The following is a 24,317-nucleotide window of genomic DNA, read 5'->3' as shown; positions in this document are numbered from 1 at the left end:
TTCGGCGTCGCGGGCTAGACTCAACCACCATGAACGAGCAGAACCCGTCGACCGATACCCGCCAGCGCGTCCTCTCCGGCATCCAGCCGACAGCGGACTCCTACCACCTGGGCAACTACCTCGGCGCCCTCAAGCAGTGGATCGACCTGCAGGATAGCTACGACGCGTTCTACTTCATCCCGGACCTACACGCCATCACCGTCGACCAGGACCCCGCTGAACTGCGCCAGCGCACCATCGCCGGGGCCGCCCAGCTCATCGCCCTGGGCATCGACCCGGCTAAGTCCACCCTCTTCGTCCAGTCCCACGTGCCGCAGCACGCCGAGCTGACCTGGGTGTTCAACTGCCTCACCGGCTTCGGCGAAGCCTCGCGCATGACGCAGTTCAAGGACAAATCCGCCAAGCAGGGCACCGATCGCGCCACCGTCGGCTTGTTCACCTACCCGGTACTCATGGCCGCCGACATCCTGCTGTACAAACCGCAGCTCGTACCCGTCGGCGAGGACCAGCGCCAGCACCTCGAGCTCACCCGCACGCTCGCCGAGCGTTTCAACTCCCGCTACGGCGAGACCTTCGTTGTGCCGGAGGGCTTCATCCCGGAGGGCTCCGCCAAGATCCAGGACCTGCAGAACCCGACTGCGAAAATGTCCAAGTCCGCCGAGAACCCCAAGGGCTGCATCAACCTTCTCGACGACCCGAAGACCTCCTCGAAGCGTATCCGCTCCGCCGTCACTGACAACGACGGTGTCATCGCCTACGACAAGGAGAACAAGCCGGGCGTGTCCAACCTGCTGGTCATCCAGTCGGCGCTGACCGGCACCCCGGTCGACGATCTGGTCGCCGGATACGAGGGCACCGGATACGGCGCACTCAAGGTCGACACCGCGGATGCCCTCGAGGCGTTCACCACCCCGCTGCGCGCGCGTTATGACGAGCTTATGTCCGACCGCGGGGAGCTCGAGCGCATCCTCGCCGCCGGCGCCGAGCGGGCCCGCGAGGTCTCCGAGCCCCTGCTCCAGGAGGTCTACGACAAGGTCGGGTTCCTGCGCCCGCTGCGCTAGATAGGTAACGGTTCGGCCCCAGCCGGGGCCCTGCGGGTGCACGTCGCCACAAATTTCCCTACCGTTGAAGTGATATCAACATCATGGAACTGACGTTTTCAAGGAGATTTCGTGGCCACGAGCACCCACCCCGATGAGAAATACGCCGACGAGTTCGGTATTGAGCGGGTCCGTGATGACGAACCGGGGGCCGTCGATAAGGTACGCGACACCTCCGAGACCGTCGACCACCTCATGCGCATGCAGGACCGCTACTCCTCTATGGGCGGCAACCAGTACTCCGCGGGCATCACCTACTTCTCGGTGCTGGCGATCTTCCCCATCCTCATGCTGGTGGTCGCGGGCATCGCCACCTTCCTGGCCAACCGCCCGGAAGCGCTGGCGGAACTCCAAGAACAGATCGCCGGTTCCGTTGACGGCGAGGTCGGCGGCCTGCTCAACGACATCCTCGAAACCGCCATCGAGCAGCGCGGGGCGGTCGCCGGCATCGGTGCCCTGACCGCCCTGTGGTCCGGCCTGGGGTGGATGAATAACCTGCGTTACGGCGTGTCCAAGATGTGGAAGGTCGACCCCACCGCGGTGGGCAACTTCATCAAGAACAAGGCCTCCGACCTGCTGGGCCTGATCGGCCTGCTGCTGGCCCTGGTGCTGGCCTTCGCGATCACCGCGATCTTCAACTCCGGGCTGACGATGTATGTGCTGGAGTTTTTCGGACTCGGTGATGTGCCGGGCATCCGCTTCATCACCTTCCTCGTGTCCATTGTCGTAGGTGTCCTGGCCAACTTCTTGGTCATGGCGTGGTTCATCTTCTACCTCCCGCGCACGAAGGTGCCCAAGCGCTCCGGCTTCCAGGCCGCCCTCATCGGAGCCATCGCCTTCGAGGTGATCAAGCAGCTCGGTTCGCTGTTCGCCTCCAACGCGCTGTCCAACCCGGCGGGTGCCACCTTCGGCCCGATCATCGGTCTCATGGTCCTGCTCTACCTGGTGTGGCGCCTGGTGCTCTACGTCTCCGCGTGGGCGGCGACCTCTGAGGAGTCCATGGCCCTGGCACAGATGCCGGCCCCGGAACCCGCCGTCATCCGCGTGCGCCAGGAAGTCAACCGCGGCCCGGGTGCCGGCACGGCCGCTGGCCTGGGTGCGGCCGCCGCCGCCATCGGTGCCGGAGCCATCGCGCTGCTGCGCCGGAAGTAGCGGCCAGAGATTAAGGTGACCACCATGAATTCGATTCCTGATCTGTACGCCATGTTCCAGCTCGACCGCAGCGATTCTGCGAACGACCTCGGCCGGAGCCTGGCGAACCGCGACCAGGAGCTGGAGCGGCAGATGGTCCCGGAGCACGATCCACGGCGCCGACAGGTGCACACCGCCTTCGCCGTGCTTTCCGACGAGCGCCGCCGCTCCACCTACGACGATGCCCTGCGTGCCTCGCTGAATGTGTCGTGGTCTGATCTGGAACATCTAGGAACTTTCGGGAGCTTCCCGGACCCGAGCATCATGCCCCCGCAGCAGCGCCGTAGTGCGGCGGATTACGGCTACCCGACGCACACGGCCACACCGCCGTCGCAGTCCAATTCCGGCCTGGTCAACCCCTTTGAGCTGCCGGCGCAGGCCCCCAGCCCCGCGCCGATGCCCGCCTACCAGCCGCAGCCGAGCTACTCGGCCAGCCCGGCCGGGGCCAGCGCCGATCGTCCGCCGGGGATGACGCGCCTGGGAATGATGCTTCTCGACGGCCTCCTGGTCACCCTGATCGCCGGTGTCGTGCTCACCACGGGCATTGCGGGTTCCTCGGATTCGGGCATGGCCATCCTCAGCGCCATGATCGGCGCCGCCTGGGGTATCGGCTTTGAGGTGCTCACGGGCGCCTCCCCGGTCAAGCACCTGTTCGGTTACCAGGTGCGGGATTCCACCACGGGGGAGAAGCTCAGCTGGGAGCAGTCCGCGAAGCGCCAGTGGTGGCGTCTGGTCAACATCATCCCGGGCATCGGCCAGGTGATCACGTTCTTCGGCATGATCGCCATCGGCATGTCCATTAAGGAGTCGAACGGTTTCATCGGCTCCCACGACCGCTGGGCCGGCGCCGAGGTCGTGCGTAAGCCCGGACGGTGAACACCACGCCCACCAGCGCCAGGGCACCCACGATGAGTACCGCGATGATCCCCGCCTCGACCCCGAGGCGGGGATCATCCGCCTCATGCACCCCCGGTACCTCCACCGGCTCCACCGGCTCCTCCAGCGGCTGCTCCACGGTGACGGGCTCCAGCAAGCCGACGCCGTGACCTGGGTCGGTGTCGGCGGCGGCGTCGATAAGCAGCTGTGCCTGCTGCCAAGCCCGGGCCTTTTCCACTGTCGTGTCCAGCACGACGGCGAACAGGCGTCGCCCCTCGCGCTCGGCGGCGCCCACGAAAGTGTGGTTGGCGTCGTCGGTGTAGCCGGTCTTGCCGCCCAGCCCGGCCTCATCGTTCATGAGGATGCCATTGTCATTCCACACCTGGTAGCCGGGCAGCTCATCGAAACCGGGGAAGTCGATGTAATCGGTCGCCATGATCTCCGCCAGGCGCGGGGTGCGATAAGCCTGCCGGTAAATCAACCCCATGTCGAAGGCGGAGGTGGACATGCCGGGCGCGTCAAGGCCGGAGTAACTGGCGGCAACGGTGTCGGTGGTGCCCAACTCGCGCGCCAGATCGTTGATGCGCCGCAGTGTCATCGCATCCCCGCCGAGCTCCTGCGCCAGTGCGTGGGCGGCGTCGTTGCCGGAAGACAACAGCAGGCCGTGCAGCAGCTGATCGACGGTATAGGTCCCGCCTTCCCCGATGCCCACGGCCGAGCCGATCTGCTCGGCCGACTCCCGGCTCGCGGTCACTTCCTTGGCGGGGTCGAGCTCCTCGATGACTAGCATCGCCAGCAACATCTTCACGATGCTCGCCGGCCGGTAGCGTCCGTGCGGATCCTTCGCCGCAATGACCTCCCCCGAATCGATGTCGGCCACCAACCAGGCGCTGGCGTGGACCTCCTCCGGCACGTCGAAACCCCGCGGTGCTGACACCCCGCACGGTCCGTCGACGACCACCGGCAGGGGAGTGGGCTGTGCTCCCGGCGCCGCCACCTCCGAGGTGGTCCGCGGCTCCGGTGGGATGAGTGAGTGCGGGCAGTCGTCGGTGACTGGCGCGTGCTCGCGGGTGGTGGTCTCCGGGGTGGTGGTGACCAGCGCCGCCGCGAGGGTGAGGGAGGCGAGCATCTTCATGACGAAGTTCATCGTAGGCCGTCGATAGGATGGTTCCCATGAACGACATTTCCGCGCTGCCCACCGTCCTTCTCCACGACGCACTCGGCGGCGAACCCGCCCAGACGCCCGCTGAGCTCAGCACCCAGGTCCGGGAGCACCTCAAGGCGCGCCAGGCGCAGGGTGTCGTCTACCTCGAACTCCACGTTGAGTTGGCCGCACATATCGCCGGTGGGCTCACCTTGCAGGAGGTCATCGACTGCGTCGTGGCAGGCCTTGATGTCCCGCTTATCGACGCCCGCCTCATCCCCACCACCCACACCTCCGGGGATGTCGCCGCGGTCGCTTCGCTGGTGGTGAGTAACCACGGCCGCCAGGTCGTCGGTTTCGGGCTGGTGGGTGATGCCCGCCCGCATCTCGCGGCGCTGGCCCAGCTACGCGCCAACTACGTGCCTTTCACCGTCGCCGTCACCGGCCTGGTGGAAACAGACGCCGCGCTGCAGGCCGGGGCGGTGCGCCTCGGGCACCCGCTGGCGCTCATCGACGACTTCTCCATCGACACCACAGGTTTCGACGGCATCCTGCCCGGGCGGGTCTCCGGCTGGGTCCGCGACCGCCACCTGAGCTGCGACTTCTTTCCGTCCGCCGAAGTCGCCGCCGGTACTGTCGACGAGTACTCCGAGCATCCCCTGACTCTGCTGCAGCAGCTCGGCTTCACCTGCACGGTTCACGCAGACGACTTTGAGCGCCTCGAGCAGGTCTTCGGCTACGGGGCCGAGGAGTTCTTCGACCTGACACTCAACGCCGTGCGCGGGGCTTTCCTCACCGAGGTGGAGCGCCAGGACCTGCTCGAGCGCGTCATCCTCCCGGCGTATGAGTCCCAGGACCTGCAGGCCGGGTTGGAGGAGTTCGGTGACCAGGAGTAGGGGCCCGCCAGCGCCGCCAGCGCCGTCACATTTGACGCCTGCTGGCTTTTGCCAACAGGCGTAATTGTTATAAACGACAGCGAACTGGGCCTATAAGAATACGTGCACTCGTATCTTGTTACATTTTGCCGAGCGGTGTCAGAACTTCGAGAAGCGCTTGACCAGCATCTGCTCCAGCTCCTTCCACGCGCCGGCGTGATCGGAGTAGGGCTTGGACGGAACGTAGCCGGCGGTCTCGGTGGAGCCGAGCATGTAGGACAGGTAGTCCTGGATACGCGGGTTGGCCAGCAGGTAGGAGTTGAGGGAATCGTCGGCGGCCCAGTCGGCGGCGTCGGCGAACAACTCGTAGCCACGGCCCATCTGGGCGGTGTCGACGGCGTCCGGGCCCTTCCCGATGTCGGCGGCCAGCCCCTGGTAGGAGTACTGGTTGTCGGGGTGGACCATGACGTCGAGCTCGCCGGCGTTGGCGTGGGTCATGACAGTTTCCCAGGTGGCCAGCGTCGCCATGTCGTGCTCATCGTTTTCCACCAGCCAACGGGCCAGCTGACGGGTGGTGGGGAAGGTGAAGATCTCGCCGTAGCGGCCGAGGAACACCGGCGCGCCGTCGAGGTAGGTGCGCAGGGTGTAGACGGACTTGCCGTCGACGGTGATTTTCACGGGGTCGATGCCGGCGACGCCCCACACGGAGGCGTCATAAGGATCGGCCTTCTCCTCGGCTTCCTTCGCAGCGGCTTCGGCGGCGGCGCGGGCTTCGGCGGTGCGGACGCGGGCGTCGTCGATAAGCTTCTGGGCCTCGGTGGTGGCGTCGTCATCGACGTTGATGACGCGCACCTGCTCATCCAGGGAAGTAACGACCTTCTCCCAATTGCTCAGGACGGCGCGGCCGACGGCGGACCACTCGCCGAGGCCGTGCTCGCCGGAGTAGTGGTCGGCGCCGCGCTGGACGTTGCCCAGAACGGAGTGGGAGGCGAAGAAGAGGATCGCGTCATCCGCGCCCGTGACCTCGGCGAGGGACTTGGTCACCTGGAAAATGCGGGCGAGCGCTGCGACATTCTCGTAGGAGGGACGCCCGGCGAGCAGCGCGGGGGCGCCGATGATGTCGAAAGTCTCCTTCTTGTCCGGCACGATCGCATCCGCGGGCTGGGTAGTGAAAGCGCCCCACTTCGGATGGGAGGTGAGGTCGTGGCGTTTCCCGGACTGGAGGAAGGCGTAGAGCTTCGCGGGGGAGGTGAACAGGAAGAGTCCGGCGTCATCGCCGAGGAAGGCCTGCCATTCGGCGCCGTGCTCCTTCCAGGTCGGTGCCCAGAGGGTGTGGAAGTCACCCTCGGTGAGGGACAGTGTCACAGGAATGATCGCACGGGAGCTCATGGGGCGGGATTCTACCGGACAGCTAGCTGGTCGGCCGCCAGAAGCCCTTGAACGCCATGCCCATGTTGGTGGTGCGGACGGGGTTGAGGGAGACGGGGTCACCGGCCTCGATGAGCTGGCCGTTGCCGGCGTACATCGCGACGTGGCCGTCCCACACCGCCAGATCCCCCGGCTGCAGCTGATCCTGGGACACCTGGGTGCCGACATTCTGTTCCTGCGCCAACCGCGGCAACTCCACCCCGGCCTGCCGGTACGCCCATTGCGTGAGCCCGGAGCAGTCGAAACCGTTCAGCGTCGTCCCGCCCCAGAGGTAGGGGGTGCCCAGGGCGCTCATCGCGGCAGCTACTGCCGCGTCCCCGGCACCCTGCTTATCGACGTCCCCGTTCCCCGCCGCCAGCGTTGCTTCCACCTCCGGCGCGGCGTCGGGAAGCGGGGCGGAGTGGTTGGTGGCGGTGACCCGGTCAAGATCGGCGGTCAGCGGCTCGAGGAGGGCGTCGAGGTCGGTGATCCGCCCGACGGCCTCGTGGACGAACACCAGCGCCAGGCGTTGCAGCTCCGCGAAGGCGGCGAGTTGCGCGCCGGGTACAGGAGAGAAGAAGCGGGGGAGTACGCCCGCTGCTTCCTGCAGCAGGCCGTGGCCCAGGTGGGTCAGTTCGGCGGTGGTGGTCTCGACGTGGGCGGCGGCCAGGTCGGTGATACGGGTGACCAGGTCGCGGTCGGCGTTGACCTGCGTGGCCACGTCCACCAGGGTGCGGCCACCGGGGGAGCCCTGGGCGATCATCTCCGCCAGCGGAATCGCCGTGGCGAAGTCCGGCAGCGGCGAAAGCTGCACGCGCGAGACCGCAGCGGGCGAGAGGTCCACGATGTGCTCGAGGGCGCGGACAATATCTTTCACGACAGTCTCCCCAGCTCAGCGGCGAAGGCGAGATCATGGGCCTGCGCGGAGTCGACGACCCGGTCGGAGCGCTCACCCAGCACCCGGGCCCGGTCATGCACGCGCCGGGTCTGGGAATCGAGGTGGAGGAGAGCGTCGACAAGCGACGCCGCGAAGCGGCGGGGACCGGAAACGGTGACGGGGGTGTGGGGTGGATGGGACGCGGCGTCGAGAAGCTCGGTGACAAAGAGGCGGGCACGGACAGGATCAATGTGAAGTGTGCTCATGCCTTAATTGGACTTCGAAAACGGCCCAAAGGTTCCCGTCTATTCTGGATCGCATGGACATCACCATCGTCGACCATCCGCTCGCCGCCTCCCGACTGACCATCATGCGCGATGCGCGCAGCGACAACGCGGCCTTCCGCGCCGCCCTCGCGGACCTGGGCACCATGCTCGTCTACGAGGCCTCCCGTGACCTGCCCGTGGAGCACTTCGAGTGCCAGACCCCCGTCGCCATGGCCGATGGCACCCGGCTGCAGGACCCACCGATTGTGGTGCCGGTGATCCGCGCCGGGCTGGGGATGATCGACCCGGCGCTGTCGATGATCCCGGATGCGCAGGTCGGGTTCATCGGCCTGGCCCGTAACGAAGAGACCCACGAGCCGGTGCCGTACCTGGAGGCCCTGCCGCATGACCTGACGGGGCGCACGGTGTTCGTCGTGGACCCGATGCTGGCCACCGGCGGGTCCCTACTGCATGCCATCCGCCTGCTGGCTGACCGCGGCGCCACCGACATCACCGCGATCTGCATGGTGTCGGCGCAGCCGGGCGTGGATGCGTTGGCGAACTCGGGGCTGCCGGTGCGTCTGGTGACCGCCTGCGTGGACCCCTCCCTCAACGAGGACGCCTACATCGTCCCGGGCTTGGGCGACGCCGGCGATCGTCTCTACGGGCCGCGCAACATCGACCTCTAGAGCTTATCGACGCCGCTTTGCCCACTGCAGTGGGCGGAGTTTTCCTAGTGCGGTGTGCACCGTGGAGGAATGGCGCAGGAACCAGAATGGGCGGGTTGGGCGAGCTTCGGGCTCACCTTCGGCCGCAACCTCCGCCGCCTGCGGAAGGCGCGCGGCCTGACGCAGGAAGGTCTGGCGTCGCTGTCGGGGATTTCCCGCAATTCAATCTCCAACATCGAGCGCAACATCGGCAATGCCAATAAGCCGGCCGACCCCAAACTGTCGAACATCTACCGGCTGGCCCGCGCCTTGGACGTCCCGCCTGCCGTGCTCCTGCCCGCCGGTGGGGAACCCGTCACCGAGATCTGCCCGCCCGAGGGTTACGGCATCACCCTGCACTGGCCACCCGAGACTGCGCTGGAGCGTTTCCTCCCCGGCTACGCCGACCACCAGGGCCTCCCACGTTACCGGTCGGATGTGGAGCACATCGACGGGCAGGTGGCCCGCGAAATCGTCGGCGAGCCCACGCGACGCCCCGCCATCGAGGGTGGGGAAGACGCGAAGGAGTAGGATCTTAAGGCGTTGACCCCTGGTTGAGGTCCGCGGAAAGGACAGTTCGTGAAGGGTATCGCCGCACGCGTCGATGAGTGGCTCCGTGAGCACCATGAGGAGGTGCTCGGTTGGCGCCGCCACCTGCACTCCCACCCCGAGCTGTCCCACATGGAGTACGAGACCACCGAGTTCCTGGAGGAGACCCTCAGGGCGCGGGGACTGAACCCGCACCGCTTCCCCGGCACCGGTCTCATGGTGGACGTCGGGCCCGACACCGATGACAAGCTGGCCTTCCGCGCGGATATCGATGCCCTGGCCGTCACCGAACTGACGAAACTCCCCTTCGCCTCCGCGGTTCCGGGGGTCTCGCACTCCTGCGGCCACGATGTCCACACCACCATCGCCCTGGCGCTCGCCTGCTCGTTGGCAGACAACGCCGACGGGCTCACCCACGGAATCCGGGTGCTCTTCCAACCCGCGGAGGAGGTCATGGACGGCGGCGCCACCGATGTCATCGCCTGGGGCGGGCTCGACCGGGTCGGCTCGATCTTTGCGGTGCACGTCGAACCAAAACTCAAGGTAGGCAAGATCGGCCTGCGTACCGGCGCGATCACCTCCGCCGCTGACGTGTTGCGTATCAAGGTCTCCGGCCCCGGCGGGCACTCCTCCCGCCCGCACCTGACCAACGACGTCGTCTTCGCCCTGTCCTCCCTGGTCACGCAACTGCCGGCTCTGCTGTCGCGGCGCATCGACCCGCGGACTGCCACCGTTTTGGTCTTCGGTTCCCTCAACGCCGGTTACGCCCCCAACGCGATCCCGGAGTCCGGGCAGCTCACCGGCACGATCCGCACCGCGGACATCACCACCTGGCGCATCCTGGAGGAACTCCTCGAAGAGCTCATCGCCCAGGTGCTCGCCCCCACCGGATGCGCCCACGAGCTCGGCTACCAGCGCGGTGTCCCGCCGGTGCTCAACGACGATGTGGCCACCGCCCTGCTTGCCGACGCCGCCCGCGTCATCGACCCCCAGGCCGTCGTCCAGGCTCCGCAGTCCTCCGGCGGCGAGGACTTCTCCTGGTACCTGGAGCGCGTGCCCGGTTCTATGGCCCGCCTGGGCTGCTGGTCCGGTGAGGGCCGGATGGGAGATCTGCACCAGGGGGACCTGCTTGTCGACGAACGCTCCATCAGCGTCGGCGTCCGCCTGTTTGCCTCCGTCGCCGAGCAGTACGGGGAGAGTACCGGAAAGGGTGCAAGCGGCGGCGGGTTCCTCTCCTAACGACTAAACTCGGGCTGCAATAGTTCACGAACCCTGTGAACGGACCGAACGCGCGTGGAGGAGACCCCTTGAAGAATCGCATCGTCATCATCGGCGGCGGCCCCGCCGGCTACGAGGCAGCCCTGGCCGGAGCCAAGTACGGAGCGGATGTGACGATCATCGAGGAACGCGGGATCGGCGGTTCCTCCGTCCTCCTCGACTGTGTCCCCTCGAAGTCTTTCATCGCTGGTACCGGCATCAAGACTGACCTGCGGCGCGCCGATGATATGGGGCTTAACTCCCTGCTCGGCCGCGCCCGCATCCACCTGCCGGCCCTCAACCAGCGCGTGAAGAACCTGGCGGAGGAGCAGTCCGACGACATCGCCGTGCAACTCGAGCGCGCCGGCGTGAAGTTCGTCAACGGCCGCGGTCGCTTCGCCGAGTCCCAGATCGATCAGGTCCACCACGAGATCACCGCCACCCTGGAAGACGGCACCGAGGAGGTCTACGAGGCCGACCTCGTACTCATCGCCACCGGCGCCACCCCACGCATCCTGCCCAACGCCCAGCCCGATGGTGAGCGCATCCTCACCTGGCAGCAGGTCTATGACCTGGAGGAGACCCCCGAACACCTCATCGTCGTCGGTTCTGGTGTCACCGGCGCGGAGTTCGTCTCCGCTTTCGCCGAGCTGGGCGTCAAGGTCACGATGGTCGCCTCCCGTGACCGCATCCTCCCGCACGATGACGCCGATGCGGCGGACGTCCTCGAGCATGTCCTGTCCCAGCGCGGTGTCTCCCTGGAAAAGCACGCCCGCGTGGACTCCGTCACACGTACCGACGGCGGCGGGGTCTGCGTCCGCACCACCGACGGCCGGGAGATCTTCGGCTCCCACGCGATCATGTCCATCGGTTCCATCCCCGCCACCGAAGGCCTATGTCTGGAGAACGTCGGTGTGAAGACCACCGGCTCCGGCCACATCAAGGTCGACCGTGTCTCCCGCACCAACGTCGCCGGCATCTACGCCGCCGGTGACTGCACTGACTTGTTCCCGCTAGCTTCGGTCGCCGCCATGCAGGGACGTATGGCCATGTACCACGCGCTCGGCGAAGGTGTCACCCCGATTCGCCTGAAGACCGTGGCCACGGCTGTGTTCACCCGCCCGGAGATCGCCGCCGTCGGTGTCACCCACGCCCAGGTCGAAAGCGGGGACGTCTCGGCCCGCGCTGTTGTCCTACCACTGCAGTCCAATCCGCGCGCGAAGATGCGCTCGCTCAAGCACGGCTTCGTCAAACTCTTCTGCCGCCGCAACTCCGGCCTGGTCATTGGCGGTGTGGTCGTTGCACCGACCGCATCCGAGCTCATCTTGCCGATCGCCATCGCCGTGTCCAACAACCTGACGGTCAAGCAACTGTCCGAGGTGTTCGCGGTGTACCCCTCGCTGTCGGGCTCTATTACTGAGGCGGCCCGCCGCCTGGTCGCCACCGACGACCTGGCGTAGTTAGGCTCGGGGCTCGGGGCTCGGTATCGTCCCCTCGGCATCGAGGCAAAACAGGCCCGTTGGGGTCGGGATCGGGTTGTTCCCGAGCCCATGAACCCGAGCCCCGAGCCCCGAGTGCGCGGCCGCGGGGGCGGGGGCGGGGGCTAGTACGTGGTGTAGGAGAAATCGAGGGTGGCGTCGAGGTCGACGACCACCTGCCGGCCCGCGTGGGGGAAGGCGCGCTGGGGGCAGCGTTCGCGCGGGCAGCTCGTGCAGCCCGGCCCGATGGGGGTGGCTGAGGCGGGGGAGAGGTCGAGGCCGTTGGCGTAGATGAGGCGTTCGGCCTGCTCGAGATCGCAACCGAGACCCACGGCGAATTCCTTGCGGGGCTGTCCGAAGCCGTGCATTTGGCCGGCGACGGTGCGGGCGATCCACAGGTAGTGCCGCCCATCGGGCATGCCTGCCACCTGGCGGGTGACTCGTCCCGGGGTCTCGAAGGCGCGGTGGATCACCCACAGCGGGCAGGAGCCGCCGGAGCGGGAGAAGTGGAAACCGGTCGCGGACTGGCGCTTGGAGATGTTGCCCGCGCGGTCGGTGCGGACGAAGAAGAAGGGGACGCCGCGGTGACCGGGGCGGTTGAGCGTCGATAAGCGGTGGCAGGTTGTCTCAAAGCCGGTGCCGAAGTGGACGGCGAGGCGATCGATGTCGTAGCGGACGTCCTCGGCGGTACTGAGCATCTGCTCATAGGGCATGACGACGGCGGCCGCGAAGTACTGGGCGAGTGCCAGGACGGCGATCTCGCGGGCCTGTTCGGAGGGCAGCTCGGCAGCCAGTTCGCGCAGCAGATCGCCGTGTCCGCTCAACCCGTATTGCAGGGCCAACTCGAAACACAGCTGTGCTTCAGACAGGCCGGTGCGCAGGTGCAGTTCGCGGGTCTCGGGGTGATAGACGCGGCGGGGCCCGGAGGTCAGCTTGCGGAAGCGGACGATGATGCCCAGGTCGCGGTCGAGGGAGGTGGATAAGCGGGTGAGGCGCAGCTGTGGTTCCCCGAGGCGACGGGCCAGCTCCTCGCCCAGGAGGTCAAGTTCGTGGATGTAGTTGTGGGCTTCATAGAAGAAGTCGCGGACGAGGCGGTAGGGGGAGTCGTCGATAAGCGTCGGCGCACGGTCGGCCAAATTGAGCACCTCGGTGACCAGCTCCGGGTAGCGGGCGGCGAGGTCGGCGAGTTGATCGTCGGGGACGGTAGGGAAGGCGTCGCGCAGTTCGCTGATGGTGCGGGCGTCGTGGTCGGGGGAGAAAAAGGCGGGGTCGACGTCGAAGTGCTGGGACAGGGCCATGAGCACGGTGACGGTGAGGGGGCGTTGGTCGTTTTCCAGCTGGTTGAGGTAACTCGTCGACAGGCCGAGGCGGCGGGCCATCTCCTGCTGGGTGAGGTTGCGGCTGCGTCGCAATGTGCGGATCCGTGCCCCCGCGAAGTGCTTGCTCATGGGGTGGCCTTTCGGGTGTTTGGCGGCGTGAGCTGCTGATTCCGCAAGTTTTGCAGAAAAGTTAGAGCTATGCCACAACTTTATACACACTTCACTGTGACTCCCAACACAGAATTCGCAGTACTGTGAGGTCCAACGCAGTCACCGCCGATAAGGAGTAGCCCCGAAGCCATGATCAACCACACCGTGCGTACCTACCGCTCCGCCGAGGACTTCCCCCATGAGGAGCACCTGGCCTACAAGATCGCCCGCGTCGCCGCCGACCCCGTCGAGGTTCCGGAAGAGACGAAGGAGATGATCATCAACCGCATCATCGACAACGCCGCTGTCCAGGCCGCCTCCGTCCTGCGCCGCCCGGTCACCTCCGCCCGTGCCATGGCCGCCGCCCGCCCCGTCACCGACGGCCGCGGCGCCTCCGTCTTCGGCCTCAAGGGCAAGTACGCCGCCGAGTGGGCCGCCCTGGCCAACGGCACCGCCGTCCGTGAGCTCGACTTCCACGACACCTTCCTCGCCGCTGACTACTCGCACCCCGGCGACAACATCCCGCCAATCCTCGCCGCCGCCCAGCAGGCCGGCAAGGGCGGCCGCGAGCTCATCCGCGGCCTGGCCACCGGCTACGAGATCCAGGTCGACCTGGTCCGCGGCATCTGCCTCCACGAGCACAAGATCGACCACGTCGCCCACCTCGGCCCCTCCGCGGCGGCCGGTATCGGTACTTTGCTCGACCTGGATGTCGAGACGATCTACCAGGCCATCGGCCAGGCCCTGCACACCACCACCGCCACCCGCCAGTCCCGCAAGGGCGAGATCTCCTCCTGGAAGGCCTTCGCCCCGGCGTTCGCCGGCAAGATGGCCATCGAGGCCGTCGACCGCGCCATGCGCGGCGAAGGTGCCCCGTCCCCGATCTGGGAAGGCGAGGACGGCGTCATCGCCTGGCTGCTGTCCGGCCCGGGCCACGAGTACACCGTCCCGCTGCCGGGTGAGGGCGAGGAAAAGCGCGGCATCCTGGACACCTACACCAAGGAGCACTCCGCCGAGTACCAGTCCCAGGCCCCGATCGACCTGGCCCGCCGCATGGGCGAGAAGCGGGCCGCCGAGGGCAAGAACCTGGAGGATGTCGAGTCGATTGTCCTGCACACCTCGCACCACACCCACTACGTCATCGGCACCGGCTCGAATGACCCGCAGAAGTTCGACCCGCAGGCTTCCCGCGAGACCCTCGACCACTCGATCATGTACATCTTCGCCGTGGCACTGGAGGACCGCGACTGGCACCACGAGCGTTCCTACGCCCCGGAGCGTGCCAACCGCCCGGAGACCATCGAGCTGTGGCACAAGATCTCCACCGTCGAGGACCCGGAGTGGACCCGCCGCTACCACTCCACCGATCCCAACGAGAAGGCCTTCGGCGCCAAGGCCGTCATCACCTTCGCTGACGGCACGGTTGTCGAGGATGAGCTGGCGGTTGCCGACGCCCACCCGCTCGGCGCCCGCCCCTTTGCCCGCGAGCAGTACATCGAGAAGTTCCGTACCCTCGCCGAGGGCGTAGTCTCGCAGGAGGAGCAGGACCGCTTCATCGCGGCCGCTGAGAACCTGGAGAACCTCACCGACCTCGCGGAGCTCAACATCGAGCTGGCCGATGACGTCCTCGCGCAGGCTCCCACCGTGGGCGAGGGGCTGTTCTGATGCCCGGCCTGTTTTCTTCCACGGTGACGCCGACGGAGCGTCGCAAAGCATTCCGCGACGGACTGACAAGCGGAAAAATCCAGAAACTCCCGGGCGCATTCTCACCGCTGGTGGCCCGCGCCATCCAGGAAGCCGGCTTCGAGGGCGTGTACGTCTCCGGCGCCGTCGTCGCCGCCGACCTGGCGCTGCCGGACATCGGACTGACCACCCTCACGGAGGTCGCCCACCGCTCCCGCCAGATCGCGCGCGTCACCGACCTGCCCGTGCTGGTCGACGCCGACACCGGCTTCGGCGAGCCCATGTCCGCAGCCCGCACCATCTCCGAGTTCGAGGACGCCGGGGTCGCCGGCTGCCACCTCGAGGATCAGGTCAACCCGAAGCGCTGCGGCCACCTCGACGGCAAGGAGGTCGTGCCCACCGAGCTCATGCTGCGGCGCATCACGGCAGCAGTCAATGAGCGTCGCGATGATCAGTTCATCATCTGCGCCCGCACCGACGCCGCCGGAGTGGAAGGCATCGACTCTGCCATCGAACGCGCCAAGGCCTACGCCGACGCCGGCGCCGACCTCATCTTCACCGAGGCGCTGCACACCCCGGAGGACTTCGAGAAGTTCCGCCAGGCCGTCGACGTGCCGCTCCTGGCGAACATGACGGAGTTCGGCAAGTCCGAACTGCTCTCGGCGCAGCAACTGGAGGATCTCGGCTTCAACGCCGTCATCTACCCGGTGACCACCCTGCGCATCGCCATGGGACAGGTCGAGGACGCGCTGCGTGACATCGCCGCAACCGGTACCCAGACCGGGTGGGTCGACCGCATGCAGCACCGCTCCCGCCTCTACGAACTGCTCCGCTACAACGAGTACAACGCTTTCGACCAGGAAGTGTTCACCTACTCCGCCGACACCTACCAGCCCACCTTCCAGCAATAACACTTTCGAAAGGGATGATCACCATGTCCGAGAACAACAACCCCGAGGTCCGCAAGGGGCTCTACGGAGTCATCGCCGACTACACCGCCGTGTCCAAGGTCATGCCGGAGACCAACTCCCTGACCTATCGCGGTTACGCCGTCCAGGATCTGGTCGCCGATTGCTCCTTCGAGGAGGTCTTCTACCTCCTGTGGAACGGTGAGCTGCCGACCGAGGAGCAGCTCGCGGAGTTCAACCAGCGCGGCCGTTCCTACCGCAAGCTCGATGCAGGCCTCATCGCGCTCATCCATTCCTTGCCGACCGACTGCCACCCGATGGATGTCATGCGCACCGCGGTGTCCTACATGGGCACCAAGGATCCGGAGCACTTCACCCCGGACGCCGATCACATCACCCACGTCGGCCACAACCTGCTCGCCCAGCTGCCGATGGTGCTGGCCATGGACATCCGCCGCCGTGAGGGCAAGGACATCGTCGCCCCGGACCCGGACAAGTCGGTCGCCCACAACCTGCTGTCCATGGTCTTCGGCAACGGCGAGGACTCCCCGGCCTCCAACCCGGATGACGTGCGCGACTTCGAGAAGTCCCTCATCCTCTACGCCGAGCACTCCTTCAACGCCTCCACCTTCACCGGTCGCGTCATCACCTCCACCCGCTCGGACGTGTACTCCGCGATCACCGGCGCCATCGGTGCACTCAAGGGCCCGCTGCACGGTGGTGCCAACGAGTTCGTCATGCACACCATGCTGGCTATCGACGATCCCGCCAAGGCCACCGACTGGGTCAACAACGCCCTGGATAACAAGGATCTCATCATGGGCTTCGGTCACCGCGTGTACAAGAAGGGTGACTCGCGCGTGCCCTCGATGGAGAAGTCCTTCCGCGATCTCGCCGAGCGTCACGACGGCGCCAAGTGGGTCGAGATGTACGAGAAGATGGCCGCCGCCATGGACGAGCGCACCGGCATCAAGCCGAACCTCGACTTCCCGGCTGGCCCGGCGTATCACCTGCTCGGTTTCCCGGTGGACTTCTTCACCCCGCTGTTCGTCGTGGCCCGCATCGCTGGCTGGACCGCGCACATCGTGGAGCAGTACAACGACAACTCCCTCATCCGTCCGCTGTCCGCCTACAACGGCCCGGAGCAGCGTCAGGTCACCCCGCTGGCTGCCCGCAAGTAGCTGTTCGCAGGTGACGGAACCCACGGTACTGCCCATATGATGGGGTCAGTGGCGTGGGTTTTTCCGCGAGAGAAAACACTGGCGCGAAACCTTCCCCGCCGATAATATATTTGCTTATCGACGATCCGGTGATCGTTGCGGTAAAGTACAGCATCCACCAGCACAGTTGTAGTTTGACAATCTCATATATTGCACCTAAGCAGGTGCCTGAAGATGGCTCACCCGCCTTCTCGCGCACCCCCGACATGACGTTCGGAAAGGACCCCCACCGTGGCCACACCCACATTGCCCGCCTTCAAAAAGGTACTCGTCGCCAACCGAGGCGAGATCGCCGTCCGCGCCTTCCGCGCCGCCTTCGAAACCGGAGCCGCCACCGTGGCGGTCTACCCCAAGGAGGACCGCAACTCCCACCACCGTTCCTTCGCTTCTGAGGCCGTGCGTATCGGTACGGAGGGATCCCCGGTCAAGGCCTACCTGGATATCGATGAGATCATCCGCGCCGCGAAAAAGACCCACGCGGATGCCGTGTACCCCGGTTACGGCTTTCTTTCCGAAAACGCCCAGCTCGCCCGCGAGTGCGCCGAGAACGGCATCACTTTCATCGGCCCGCCGCCGGAGGTCCTCGACCTCACCGGTGACAAGTCCGCGGCCGTGGAGGCGGCGCAGAAGGCCGGGCTGCCGGTGCTGCAGGATTCCGAACCGTCCACCGACATCGACAAGCTAGTCGAGATGGCGGAGGATTTCACGTTCCCGATCTTCGTCAAGGCCGTCGCGGGTGGTGGCGGGCGTGGCATGCGCTTTATCGAGAAGCCGGAGGACGTCGCGCAGCTCGCCGCCGAGGCTTCCCGCGAGGCGGAGGCCGCCTTCGGTGACGGCCATGTCTACCTGGAGCGGGCGGTGCTCAACCCGCAGCACATCGAGGTGCAGATCCTCGCCGACCACACCGGGGATGTCATCCACCTCTTTGAGCGTGACTGCTCCTTGCAGCGCCGCCACCAGAAGGTCGTAGAGATCGCCCCGGCCCAGCACCTGGAACCGGCCCTGCGTGATCAGATCTGTGCTGATGCGGTGAAGTTCTGTCAGTCCATCGGTTATGTCTGCGCCGGCACCGTGGAGTTCCTGGTCGATGAGAACGGCAACCATGTCTTCATCGAGATGAACCCGCGTATTCAGGTCGAGCACACTGTCACCGAGGAAGTCACCTCCGTTGACCTGGTCAAGGCGCAGCTGCACATCGCGGCGGGTGCGACACTCAAGGACCTGGGCCTGACCCAGGATTCCATCCAGCTGCACGGCGCGGCCCTGCAGTGCCGCATCACCACCGAGGACCCGGCGAATAACTTCCGCCCGGACACGGGCACCATCACCGCCTACCGCTCCCCGGGTGGCGCGGGCGTGCGTCTCGACGGCGCCGCCTCCCTCGGCGGTGAGATCTCCCCGAACTTCGACTCCATGCTGGTGAAGATGACCTGTCGTGGCGCTGATTTCGCCACCGCCGTGGCCCGCGCCCAGCGTGCGCTCAACGAGTTCACCATCTCCGGGGTGGCCACCAACATCGGCTTCCTCCGCGCCCTGCTGCGGGAGGAGGACTTTCAGTCCCGCCGCATCTCCACCAACTTCATCAACGACCACATCCACCTCCTCTCCGCTCCGCCCGCGGATGATGAGGCCGGTCGGATCCTCAACTACCTCGCCGATGTCACGGTCAACCGCCCGCACGGCAAGCGCCCCACCGAGATCCGCCCGGTGACCAAGCTCCCGCCCCGCGACGACAGTCCGCTGCCGCGCGGCTCCCGCGACGTGCTGCGCGACCTCGGACCTGAGAAGTTCGCCGAGCAGCTGCGTAACCAGGAAGCCCTGGCTGTCACAGACACCACCTTCCGTGATGCCCACCAGTCGCTGCTGGCCACCCGCATCCGCTCCTCCGCACTGGTCGCCGCCGCCCATCATGTGGGCCGCATGACCCCGGAGTTGTTCTCCGTCGAGGCGTGGGGTGGCGCCACCTATGACGTCGCCATGCGGTTCCTCCACGAGGACCCGTGGGAGCGTCTCGACGCCCTGCGCCGCGCCATGCCCAACGTCAACATCCAGATGTTGCTGCGCGGCCGCAACACCGTCGGTTACACCCCCTACCCGGACAGCGTCTGCCGCGCCTTCGTCACCGAGGCCGCGGACTCTGGTGTGGACATCTTCCGCATTTTCGACGCCCTGAACGATGTCTCCCAGATGCGCCCGGCCATCGAGGCCGTCCTGGAGACGGGCACCACGGTCGCCGAGGTGGCCATGGCGTACTCCGGTAACCTGCTGGATCCGAACGAGAACCTCTACACCCTCGACTACTACCTCCACCTGGCTGAGGAGATCGTGGAGGCCGGTGCGCATGTGCTGGCAATCAAGGACATGGCCGGCCTGCTCCGCCCGACTGCCGCATCCCGCCTGGTCAAGGCGCTGCGGCAGAACTTCGATCTGCCGGTCCACGTGCACACCCATGACACCGCGGGTGGTCAGCTGGCCACCTACCTGGCCGCCGCGCAGGCGGGCGCCGATGCTGTCGACGGCGCCTCCGCCCCGCTCGCCGGCACCACCTCCCAGCCCTCGTTGTCCGCGATTGTCGCCGCTTTCGCTGACACTCACCGCGACACCGGGCTGTCCCTGCAGGCGGTGTCTGATCTCGAGCCCTACTGGGAGGCCGTCCGCCAGCTCTACGCCCCCTTCGAGGCAGGCGTGCCCGGCCCGACGGGACGCGTGTACAAGCACGAGATCCCCGGCGGCCAGCTGTCCAACCTGCGCACCCAGGCCAAGGCCCTGGGGCTGGAGGACCGTTTCGAGCTCATCGAGGACTACTACGCCTCCGTCAACGAGATGCTCGGCCGACCCACCAAGGTCACCCCGTCCTCCAAGGTCGTCGGCGATCTGGCCCTGCACCTGGTCGGCGCGGGCGTGGATCCGCACGATTTCGCCTACGACCCGCAGAAATACGACATCCCGGATTCCGTGATTGACTTCCTCCGCGGGGATCTGGGCAACCCGCCCGGTGGCTGGCCGTTGCTGCGCGAAAAGGCCCTCGCCGGTCGTTCCACCACCCAGTCCAAGCTTGTCGACGTCTCGTCCGCCGACGAGGACGCACTGCGCAGCGAGGATCGTCAGACCCGCCGCAACACCCTGGACAAGCTGCTGTTCCCGAAGCAGGCCGAGGAGTTCGCGGAGCACCGCCGTCAGTACGGCAACACCGCCGCCCTGGAGGACCGCGTGTTCTTCTACGGGCTCAAGGAGGGCGAGGAGAACGTCATCCGCCTCATCGGCGATCATGATCAGCCGCCGATGGTGGTGCGTCTCGACGCCGTCGGCGAGCCCGACGACAAGGGCATGCGTCAGGTGGTGGCCAACGTCAACGGGCAGATCCGCCCGATGAAGGTCCGCGACCGCAACGTCGAATCTGTCACCGCCTCCGCGGAGAAGGCTGATGCGGGCAACCAGGGGCACGTGGCAGCACCGTTTGCCGGTGTGGTCATGGTCCACGCCAAGGTCGGCGACGAGGTCAAGGCCGGCGATCCGGTGGCCGTCATCGAGGCCATGAAGATGGAGGCCACCATCACGGCCACCAAGGACGGCGTCATCGAGCGCGTCGCCCTGGCTCAGGCCACGAAGGTGGAGGGCGGCGACCTCATCGTCGTCATCGCCTAAACCGACGTGCCGCAGGCCCCGCCACCATGACGGTGACGGGGCCTGCGGGGGGAGGGGAAACCTACTTGATCTCGAGCAGGACCTGACCCTTGGTCACGCCAGCACCAGCCTCGACGGCCAGGCCCTCGACGACACCGGACTTGTGGGCCTTGACGGGGTTCTCCATCTTCATGGCCTCCAGGACCACGATGACCTCGCCCTCGGTGACCTCCTGGCCGTCGGTGACGTTGACCTTGATGACGGTGCCCTGCATCGGGGCAGCCACTGAGTCGCCGGAGGCGCCGGCGGCGCCACCTGCGGCGCGACGCTTCTTGGCCTTCTTCTTCGGGGCGGCGCCGCCACCGAGAGCCAGATCGCCCGGCAGGGAGATCTCGACGCGGCGGCCATCGACCTCGACGACGACCTTGTGGGCCGGGGTGGACTCATCCTCGGGCAGATCCGCCGGATCGACGAAAGGCTCGATCGGGTTGTCCCAGACCTCCTCGATCCACTTGGTGTAGACCTCGAAGCCGTTCTCGTCGCCGACAAACGCCGGGTTCTCCACGATGTGGCGGTGGAAGGGGATCACCGTCGGCATGCCCTCGACGATGAACTCATCGAGTGCGCGGGCAGCCCGCTGCAGGGCCTCCTGGCGGGTGGCGCCGGTGACGATGAGCTTGGCCAGCATGGAGTCGAACTGGCCGCCGATGACGGAGCCCTCGCGGACACCGGAGTCCACGCGGACACCCGGGCCGTCCGGCTGGTGGTAGCGGGTCACGGTGCCCGGGGCAGGCATGAAGTTCATGCCGGCGTCCTCGCCGTTGATGCGGAACTCGAAGGAATGGCCGCGCGGGGTGGGATCCTCCTTGAAGCGCAGCTCCTGACCCTCGGCGATGCGGAACTGCTCGCGGACCAGGTCGATGCCGGTGGTCTCCTCAGTGACCGGGTGCTCAACCTGGAGGCGGGTGTTGACCTCGAGGAAGGAGATCAGGCCATCGGATCCAACGAGGTACTCAACAGTGCCGGCGCCGTAGTAGCCTGCCTCGCGGCAAATCTGCTTGGCGGACTCGTGGATCTTGGCGCGCTGCTCATCGGTGAGGAAGGGGGCCGGGGCCTCCTCCACCAGCTTCTGGAAGCGGCGCTGCAGGGAGCAGTCACGGGTACCGGAGACAATGACGTTGCCGTGCATGTCGGCCAGGACCTGCGCCTCGACGTGGCGGGCCTTGTCCAGGTAACGCTCGACGAAGCACTCGCCGCGGCCGAAGGCGGCGACGGCCTCACGGGTGGCGGACTCATAGAGCTCGGCGACCTCGTCCATCTGGTAGGCGACCTTCATGCCGCGTCCACCGCCACCGAAGGCGGCCTTGATGGCGATCGGCAGGCCGTGCTCCTCAGCGAAGGCGACAACCTCGTCGGCACCGGAGACCGGGTCCTTGGTGCCCGGCACCATCGGGGCGTTCGCACGCTGCGCGATGTGGCGGGCGGTCACCTTATCGCCGAGGTCGGCGATGGCGGACGGCGGGGGGCCGATCCAGGTGATGCCGGCGTCGATGACAGCCTGGGCGAAGTCGGCGTTTTCGGCGAGGAAGCCGTAACCGGGGTGGATGGCATCGGCGCCGGCCTTGGTGGCGGCGTCGATGATCTTCTCGATCACCAGGTAGGACTCGGCGGAGGACTGGCCGCCCAGAGCGAAGGCCTCGTCTGCCATGCCGACGAACGGCGCATCCGCGTCCGGCTCGGCGTACACGGCGACGCTGGCGATACCGGCATCCTTGGCGGCTCGGATCACACGGACCGCAATCTCGCCGCGGTTGGCCACGAGGACCTTGGTGATCTTCTTGGTCTCTACTGCCACTTGGGGGTCCCTTTCATGTGCTGCGTTGGTGGTTCGCGTCGGCCCGCCCGCTTCAGGCGGCCACGCGACGCATGCGACTATTCTTGCACACAAAAACGTGAGCATTCCGTCAGGTTCGTGATTTTGCCCCAAACTTCCGAGAAATGCCAGCAGAACCGCCCCGAAATCATTTCGTTATCTTCGGCGTGCCGCCCCGGACAGGGGCAAAAAATGACGCCCACGGTGGGTACCGGGGGCGTCGATAAGCATCGTGTTAAGCGGGCGGGGCCTCGCCCCGGGCGATGGGCATACGGACCATGTTGCCCCACTCCACCCACGAACCGTCATAGTTGCGGACCTGGCGGAAACCCAACAGATACTTCAACACGAACCACGTGTGCGCGGTGCGGTCGCCGACATGGCAGTAGATGGTGGTCTCCGCCTGCGGGTCCAGGGAGGAGTACAGCTTCTCCAACTCCGCGCGGGAACGGAACAGGGAATTCGGGTGGACATTGTCCTGCCACGGCACATTGACGGCCGAGGGGATGTGACCGCGGCGCAGGGTGGGGGCCAGGGCGGGGGCGTCATCGGCGCCGACGAGGCCGTTGAACTCCTCGGGGGAACGCACATCGACGATGGTGGAGTTGTCGATCTTGTTCAACATCTCATCGACGAAGACGCGGTAGTTAGCATCCCGGCGCTCGACCACCGGGTAATCGGACTCCGGGAACTCGGGCACCACGAAGGAGGTGTCGCGCTCCTCGGCCATCCAGGCGTCACGCCCGCCGTCGAGAAGTCGGACATCCTCATGCCCGAAAAGCTCGAAAACCCACAGGGTGAACGCAGCCCACCAGTTCGACTGATCACCGTAGATGACCACCGTGTCATCGCGGTTGATGCCCTTGGCGCGCATGAGCGCCGCGAAGCCTTCCGCGTCGATGATGTCGCGGGTGACGGGATCATTGAGATCCTTCTGCCAGTCGATGCGCACCGCGCCGGGCAGGTGGCCGATGTCGTAGAGCACCGGGTCCTCATCAGATTCGATGACACGCAGGCCCGGAGTGCCCAGCCGGGCCGAAAGCCACGATGCGGACACGAGACGCTCGGGGTGCGCGTACTCCTGGAATGGGGGATGGGGGTCGAGGGGAGTGGCCACGTTGGTCCCGCCTTTCTGGGCGACAGCCCGGGGCTGAAAATCCGCAGAGTATGGTGTGATGAAACGGTTTCAGGGTCAGTGACAACAGTAGTTCACTACGCGTGCACCCGGTCACGCGGGGGCAGTGGGTGTGTCCTTAATTACTACCTGTTCTCTCGCCGGGCGGCAGGTGTCTGGACACACTAAAATTGCATGTTAACGGCGTTGTTTGCAGGCGTCGGAACACTTTTACTCCCTGAAAGGGGTGCTGCAGTGCACAAGGCAATCGTCGTCTTCGAGGTCGAGGGCGGATCTGACAAGTTCATCGACGGTCACCGCAAGGACACCATGCCGATCGTCAACGCCATCCAGGACGCCGGATGGAAGTCCGAGGTCGTCTTCTACCGCCCCGAGTGGGCTGACGCCCTTTTCGAGTACGTCTCCGAGAACTTCGACGGCTACATCTCCCGCGTCAACCCGGGCAACATCCCCGGCGGCGAGGAAGGCTACTTCGACCTGCTGTCCCGCCTCTCCGAATTCGGCCTGGTTGGCATGTCCACCCCGGAGGAGATGATGGCCTACGGCGCCAAGGACGCCCTGGTCAAGCTCAAGGACACCGACCTCGTACCCACCGACACCGCCGCCTACTACGAGGTCGAGGACTTCCACAACACCTTCCCCACCTCCCTGTCCTACGGTGAGCGCGTGCTCAAGCAG

General features: G+C 66.4%; 20 protein-coding genes. 13 read left to right on the top strand and 7 right to left on the bottom strand.

The annotated features are described in order from the left end of the window. Positions 1–29 precede the first annotated feature (29 nt). The 3 genes from trpS (at position 30) to Q4G50_RS07640 (ending at position 3,167) form a co-directional block, all read left to right on the top strand. On the top strand, positions 30–1,061 hold the full coding sequence (gene trpS, locus Q4G50_RS07650; protein WP_303377061.1) for a tryptophan--tRNA ligase: 1,032 nt from the start codon (positions 30–32) through the stop codon (positions 1,059–1,061). Positions 1,062–1,172: 111 nt separating this feature from the next. Further along, the gene (locus Q4G50_RS07645; RefSeq protein ID WP_303377060.1) at positions 1,173–2,252 is read left to right on the top strand and encodes a YhjD/YihY/BrkB family envelope integrity protein; all 1,080 of its coding nucleotides are present in this window, start codon (positions 1,173–1,175) and stop codon (positions 2,250–2,252) included. Positions 2,253–2,276: 24 nt separating this feature from the next. Beyond that, the gene (locus Q4G50_RS07640; RefSeq protein ID WP_303377059.1) at positions 2,277–3,167 is read left to right on the top strand and encodes an RDD family protein; all 891 of its coding nucleotides are present in this window, start codon (positions 2,277–2,279) and stop codon (positions 3,165–3,167) included. Here Q4G50_RS07640 and Q4G50_RS07635 read toward each other — a convergent pair. After that, positions 3,109–4,296, bottom strand: coding sequence for a D-alanyl-D-alanine carboxypeptidase family protein (locus Q4G50_RS07635; RefSeq protein ID WP_303377092.1), 1,188 nt, complete (start codon positions 4,294–4,296; stop codon positions 3,109–3,111). The genes Q4G50_RS07640 and Q4G50_RS07635 overlap by 59 nt on opposite strands. Positions 4,297–4,340: 44 nt before the next feature. Here Q4G50_RS07635 and Q4G50_RS07630 point away from each other — a divergent pair, with 44 nt between their 5' ends. Beyond that, entirely contained in the window at positions 4,341–5,207 is an 867-nt protein-coding gene (locus tag Q4G50_RS07630) for an adenosine deaminase family protein (RefSeq protein WP_303377058.1), read from the top strand. Between the two features lie 138 nt (positions 5,208–5,345). On the opposite strand, the gene Q4G50_RS07625 is transcribed toward Q4G50_RS07630, so the two are convergent. Genes Q4G50_RS07625 through Q4G50_RS07615 form a run of 3 tightly spaced genes read right to left on the bottom strand, consistent with a single transcriptional unit; the run spans position 5,346 to position 7,736 of the window. Then, complete coding sequence (locus Q4G50_RS07625) at positions 5,346–6,575, bottom strand: hypothetical protein (protein WP_303377057.1); 1,230 nt, start codon at positions 6,573–6,575, stop codon at positions 5,346–5,348. Between the two features lie 22 nt (positions 6,576–6,597). Beyond that, complete coding sequence (locus tag Q4G50_RS07620) at positions 6,598–7,470, bottom strand: C40 family peptidase (protein ID WP_303377056.1); 873 nt, start codon at positions 7,468–7,470, stop codon at positions 6,598–6,600. Then, positions 7,467–7,736, bottom strand: coding sequence for a hypothetical protein (locus Q4G50_RS07615; RefSeq protein WP_303377055.1), 270 nt, complete (start codon positions 7,734–7,736; stop codon positions 7,467–7,469). Before Q4G50_RS07615 ends, Q4G50_RS07620 begins: the two co-directional genes overlap by 4 nt. A gap of 53 nt (positions 7,737–7,789) precedes the next feature. Here Q4G50_RS07615 and upp point away from each other — a divergent pair, with 53 nt between their 5' ends. The 4 genes from upp to Q4G50_RS07595 all read left to right on the top strand — a co-directional run bounded on the left by upp (position 7,790) and on the right by Q4G50_RS07595 (position 11,709). Then, on the top strand, positions 7,790–8,425 hold the full coding sequence (upp, locus tag Q4G50_RS07610; RefSeq protein WP_303377054.1) for a uracil phosphoribosyltransferase: 636 nt from the start codon (positions 7,790–7,792) through the stop codon (positions 8,423–8,425). Positions 8,426–8,494: 69 nt separating this feature from the next. Beyond that, positions 8,495–8,974, top strand: a complete 480-nt coding sequence (locus tag Q4G50_RS07605; protein WP_303377053.1) for a helix-turn-helix domain-containing protein — start codon at positions 8,495–8,497, stop codon at positions 8,972–8,974. 48 nt (positions 8,975–9,022) lie between these two features. After that, on the top strand, positions 9,023–10,231 hold the full coding sequence (locus Q4G50_RS07600) for an amidohydrolase (protein ID WP_303377052.1): 1,209 nt from the start codon (positions 9,023–9,025) through the stop codon (positions 10,229–10,231). Between the two features lie 68 nt (positions 10,232–10,299). Continuing rightward, positions 10,300–11,709: an NAD(P)H-quinone dehydrogenase gene (locus tag Q4G50_RS07595; protein ID WP_303377051.1), complete on the top strand. Its 1,410-nt coding sequence runs from the start codon at positions 10,300–10,302 to the stop codon at positions 11,707–11,709. A 143-nt stretch (positions 11,710–11,852) separates the two neighbouring features. On the opposite strand, the gene Q4G50_RS07590 is transcribed toward Q4G50_RS07595, so the two are convergent. After that, positions 11,853–13,175 (bottom strand): short-chain fatty acyl-CoA regulator family protein, encoded by a 1,323-nt coding sequence (locus tag Q4G50_RS07590; RefSeq protein WP_303377050.1) that lies wholly within the window; start codon positions 13,173–13,175, stop codon positions 11,853–11,855. 171 nt (positions 13,176–13,346) lie between these two features. Here Q4G50_RS07590 and prpD point away from each other — a divergent pair, with 171 nt between their 5' ends. The 4 genes from prpD to Q4G50_RS07570 all read left to right on the top strand — a co-directional run bounded on the left by prpD (position 13,347) and on the right by Q4G50_RS07570 (position 20,652). Beyond that, the gene (prpD, locus tag Q4G50_RS07585) at positions 13,347–14,861 is read left to right on the top strand and encodes a 2-methylcitrate dehydratase PrpD (protein WP_303377049.1); all 1,515 of its coding nucleotides are present in this window, start codon (positions 13,347–13,349) and stop codon (positions 14,859–14,861) included. Next, positions 14,861–15,790, top strand: a complete 930-nt coding sequence (gene prpB / locus Q4G50_RS07580; RefSeq protein ID WP_303377048.1) for a methylisocitrate lyase — start codon at positions 14,861–14,863, stop codon at positions 15,788–15,790. The genes prpD and prpB overlap by 1 nt, the downstream gene beginning before the upstream one ends. A 23-nt stretch (positions 15,791–15,813) precedes the next feature. After that, positions 15,814–16,968 (top strand): bifunctional 2-methylcitrate synthase/citrate synthase, encoded by a 1,155-nt coding sequence (locus Q4G50_RS07575; protein ID WP_303377047.1) that lies wholly within the window; start codon positions 15,814–15,816, stop codon positions 16,966–16,968. Between the two features lie 270 nt (positions 16,969–17,238). Then, positions 17,239–20,652 carry a pyruvate carboxylase gene (locus Q4G50_RS07570; RefSeq protein ID WP_303377046.1) on the top strand — a complete coding sequence of 1,138 codons (3,414 nt, stop codon included), beginning with the start codon at positions 17,239–17,241 and terminating at the stop codon, positions 20,650–20,652. A gap of 61 nt (positions 20,653–20,713) precedes the next feature. On the opposite strand, the gene Q4G50_RS07565 is transcribed toward Q4G50_RS07570, so the two are convergent. Both Q4G50_RS07565 and Q4G50_RS07560 read right to left on the bottom strand, forming a co-directional pair. Further along, on the bottom strand, positions 20,714–22,486 hold the full coding sequence (locus Q4G50_RS07565; protein ID WP_303377045.1) for an acetyl/propionyl/methylcrotonyl-CoA carboxylase subunit alpha: 1,773 nt from the start codon (positions 22,484–22,486) through the stop codon (positions 20,714–20,716). Positions 22,487–22,739: 253 nt separating this feature from the next. Beyond that, positions 22,740–23,621 carry a sulfurtransferase gene (locus Q4G50_RS07560; protein ID WP_303377044.1) on the bottom strand — a complete coding sequence of 294 codons (882 nt, stop codon included), beginning with the start codon at positions 23,619–23,621 and terminating at the stop codon, positions 22,740–22,742. 252 nt (positions 23,622–23,873) lie between these two features. Between Q4G50_RS07560 and Q4G50_RS07555 the strand changes: the two genes are divergently transcribed. Beyond that, positions 23,874–24,317: Cj0069 family protein (locus tag Q4G50_RS07555; RefSeq protein ID WP_303377043.1), on the top strand; the 444-nt coding region annotated here is incomplete at its 3' end.

Origin of the sequence: Corynebacterium sp. (assembly GCF_030538285.1) — a bacterium.
GTDB lineage: Bacteria > Actinomycetota > Actinomycetes > Mycobacteriales > Mycobacteriaceae > Corynebacterium.
This window is presented reverse-complemented; position numbering and strand designations above follow the sequence as displayed.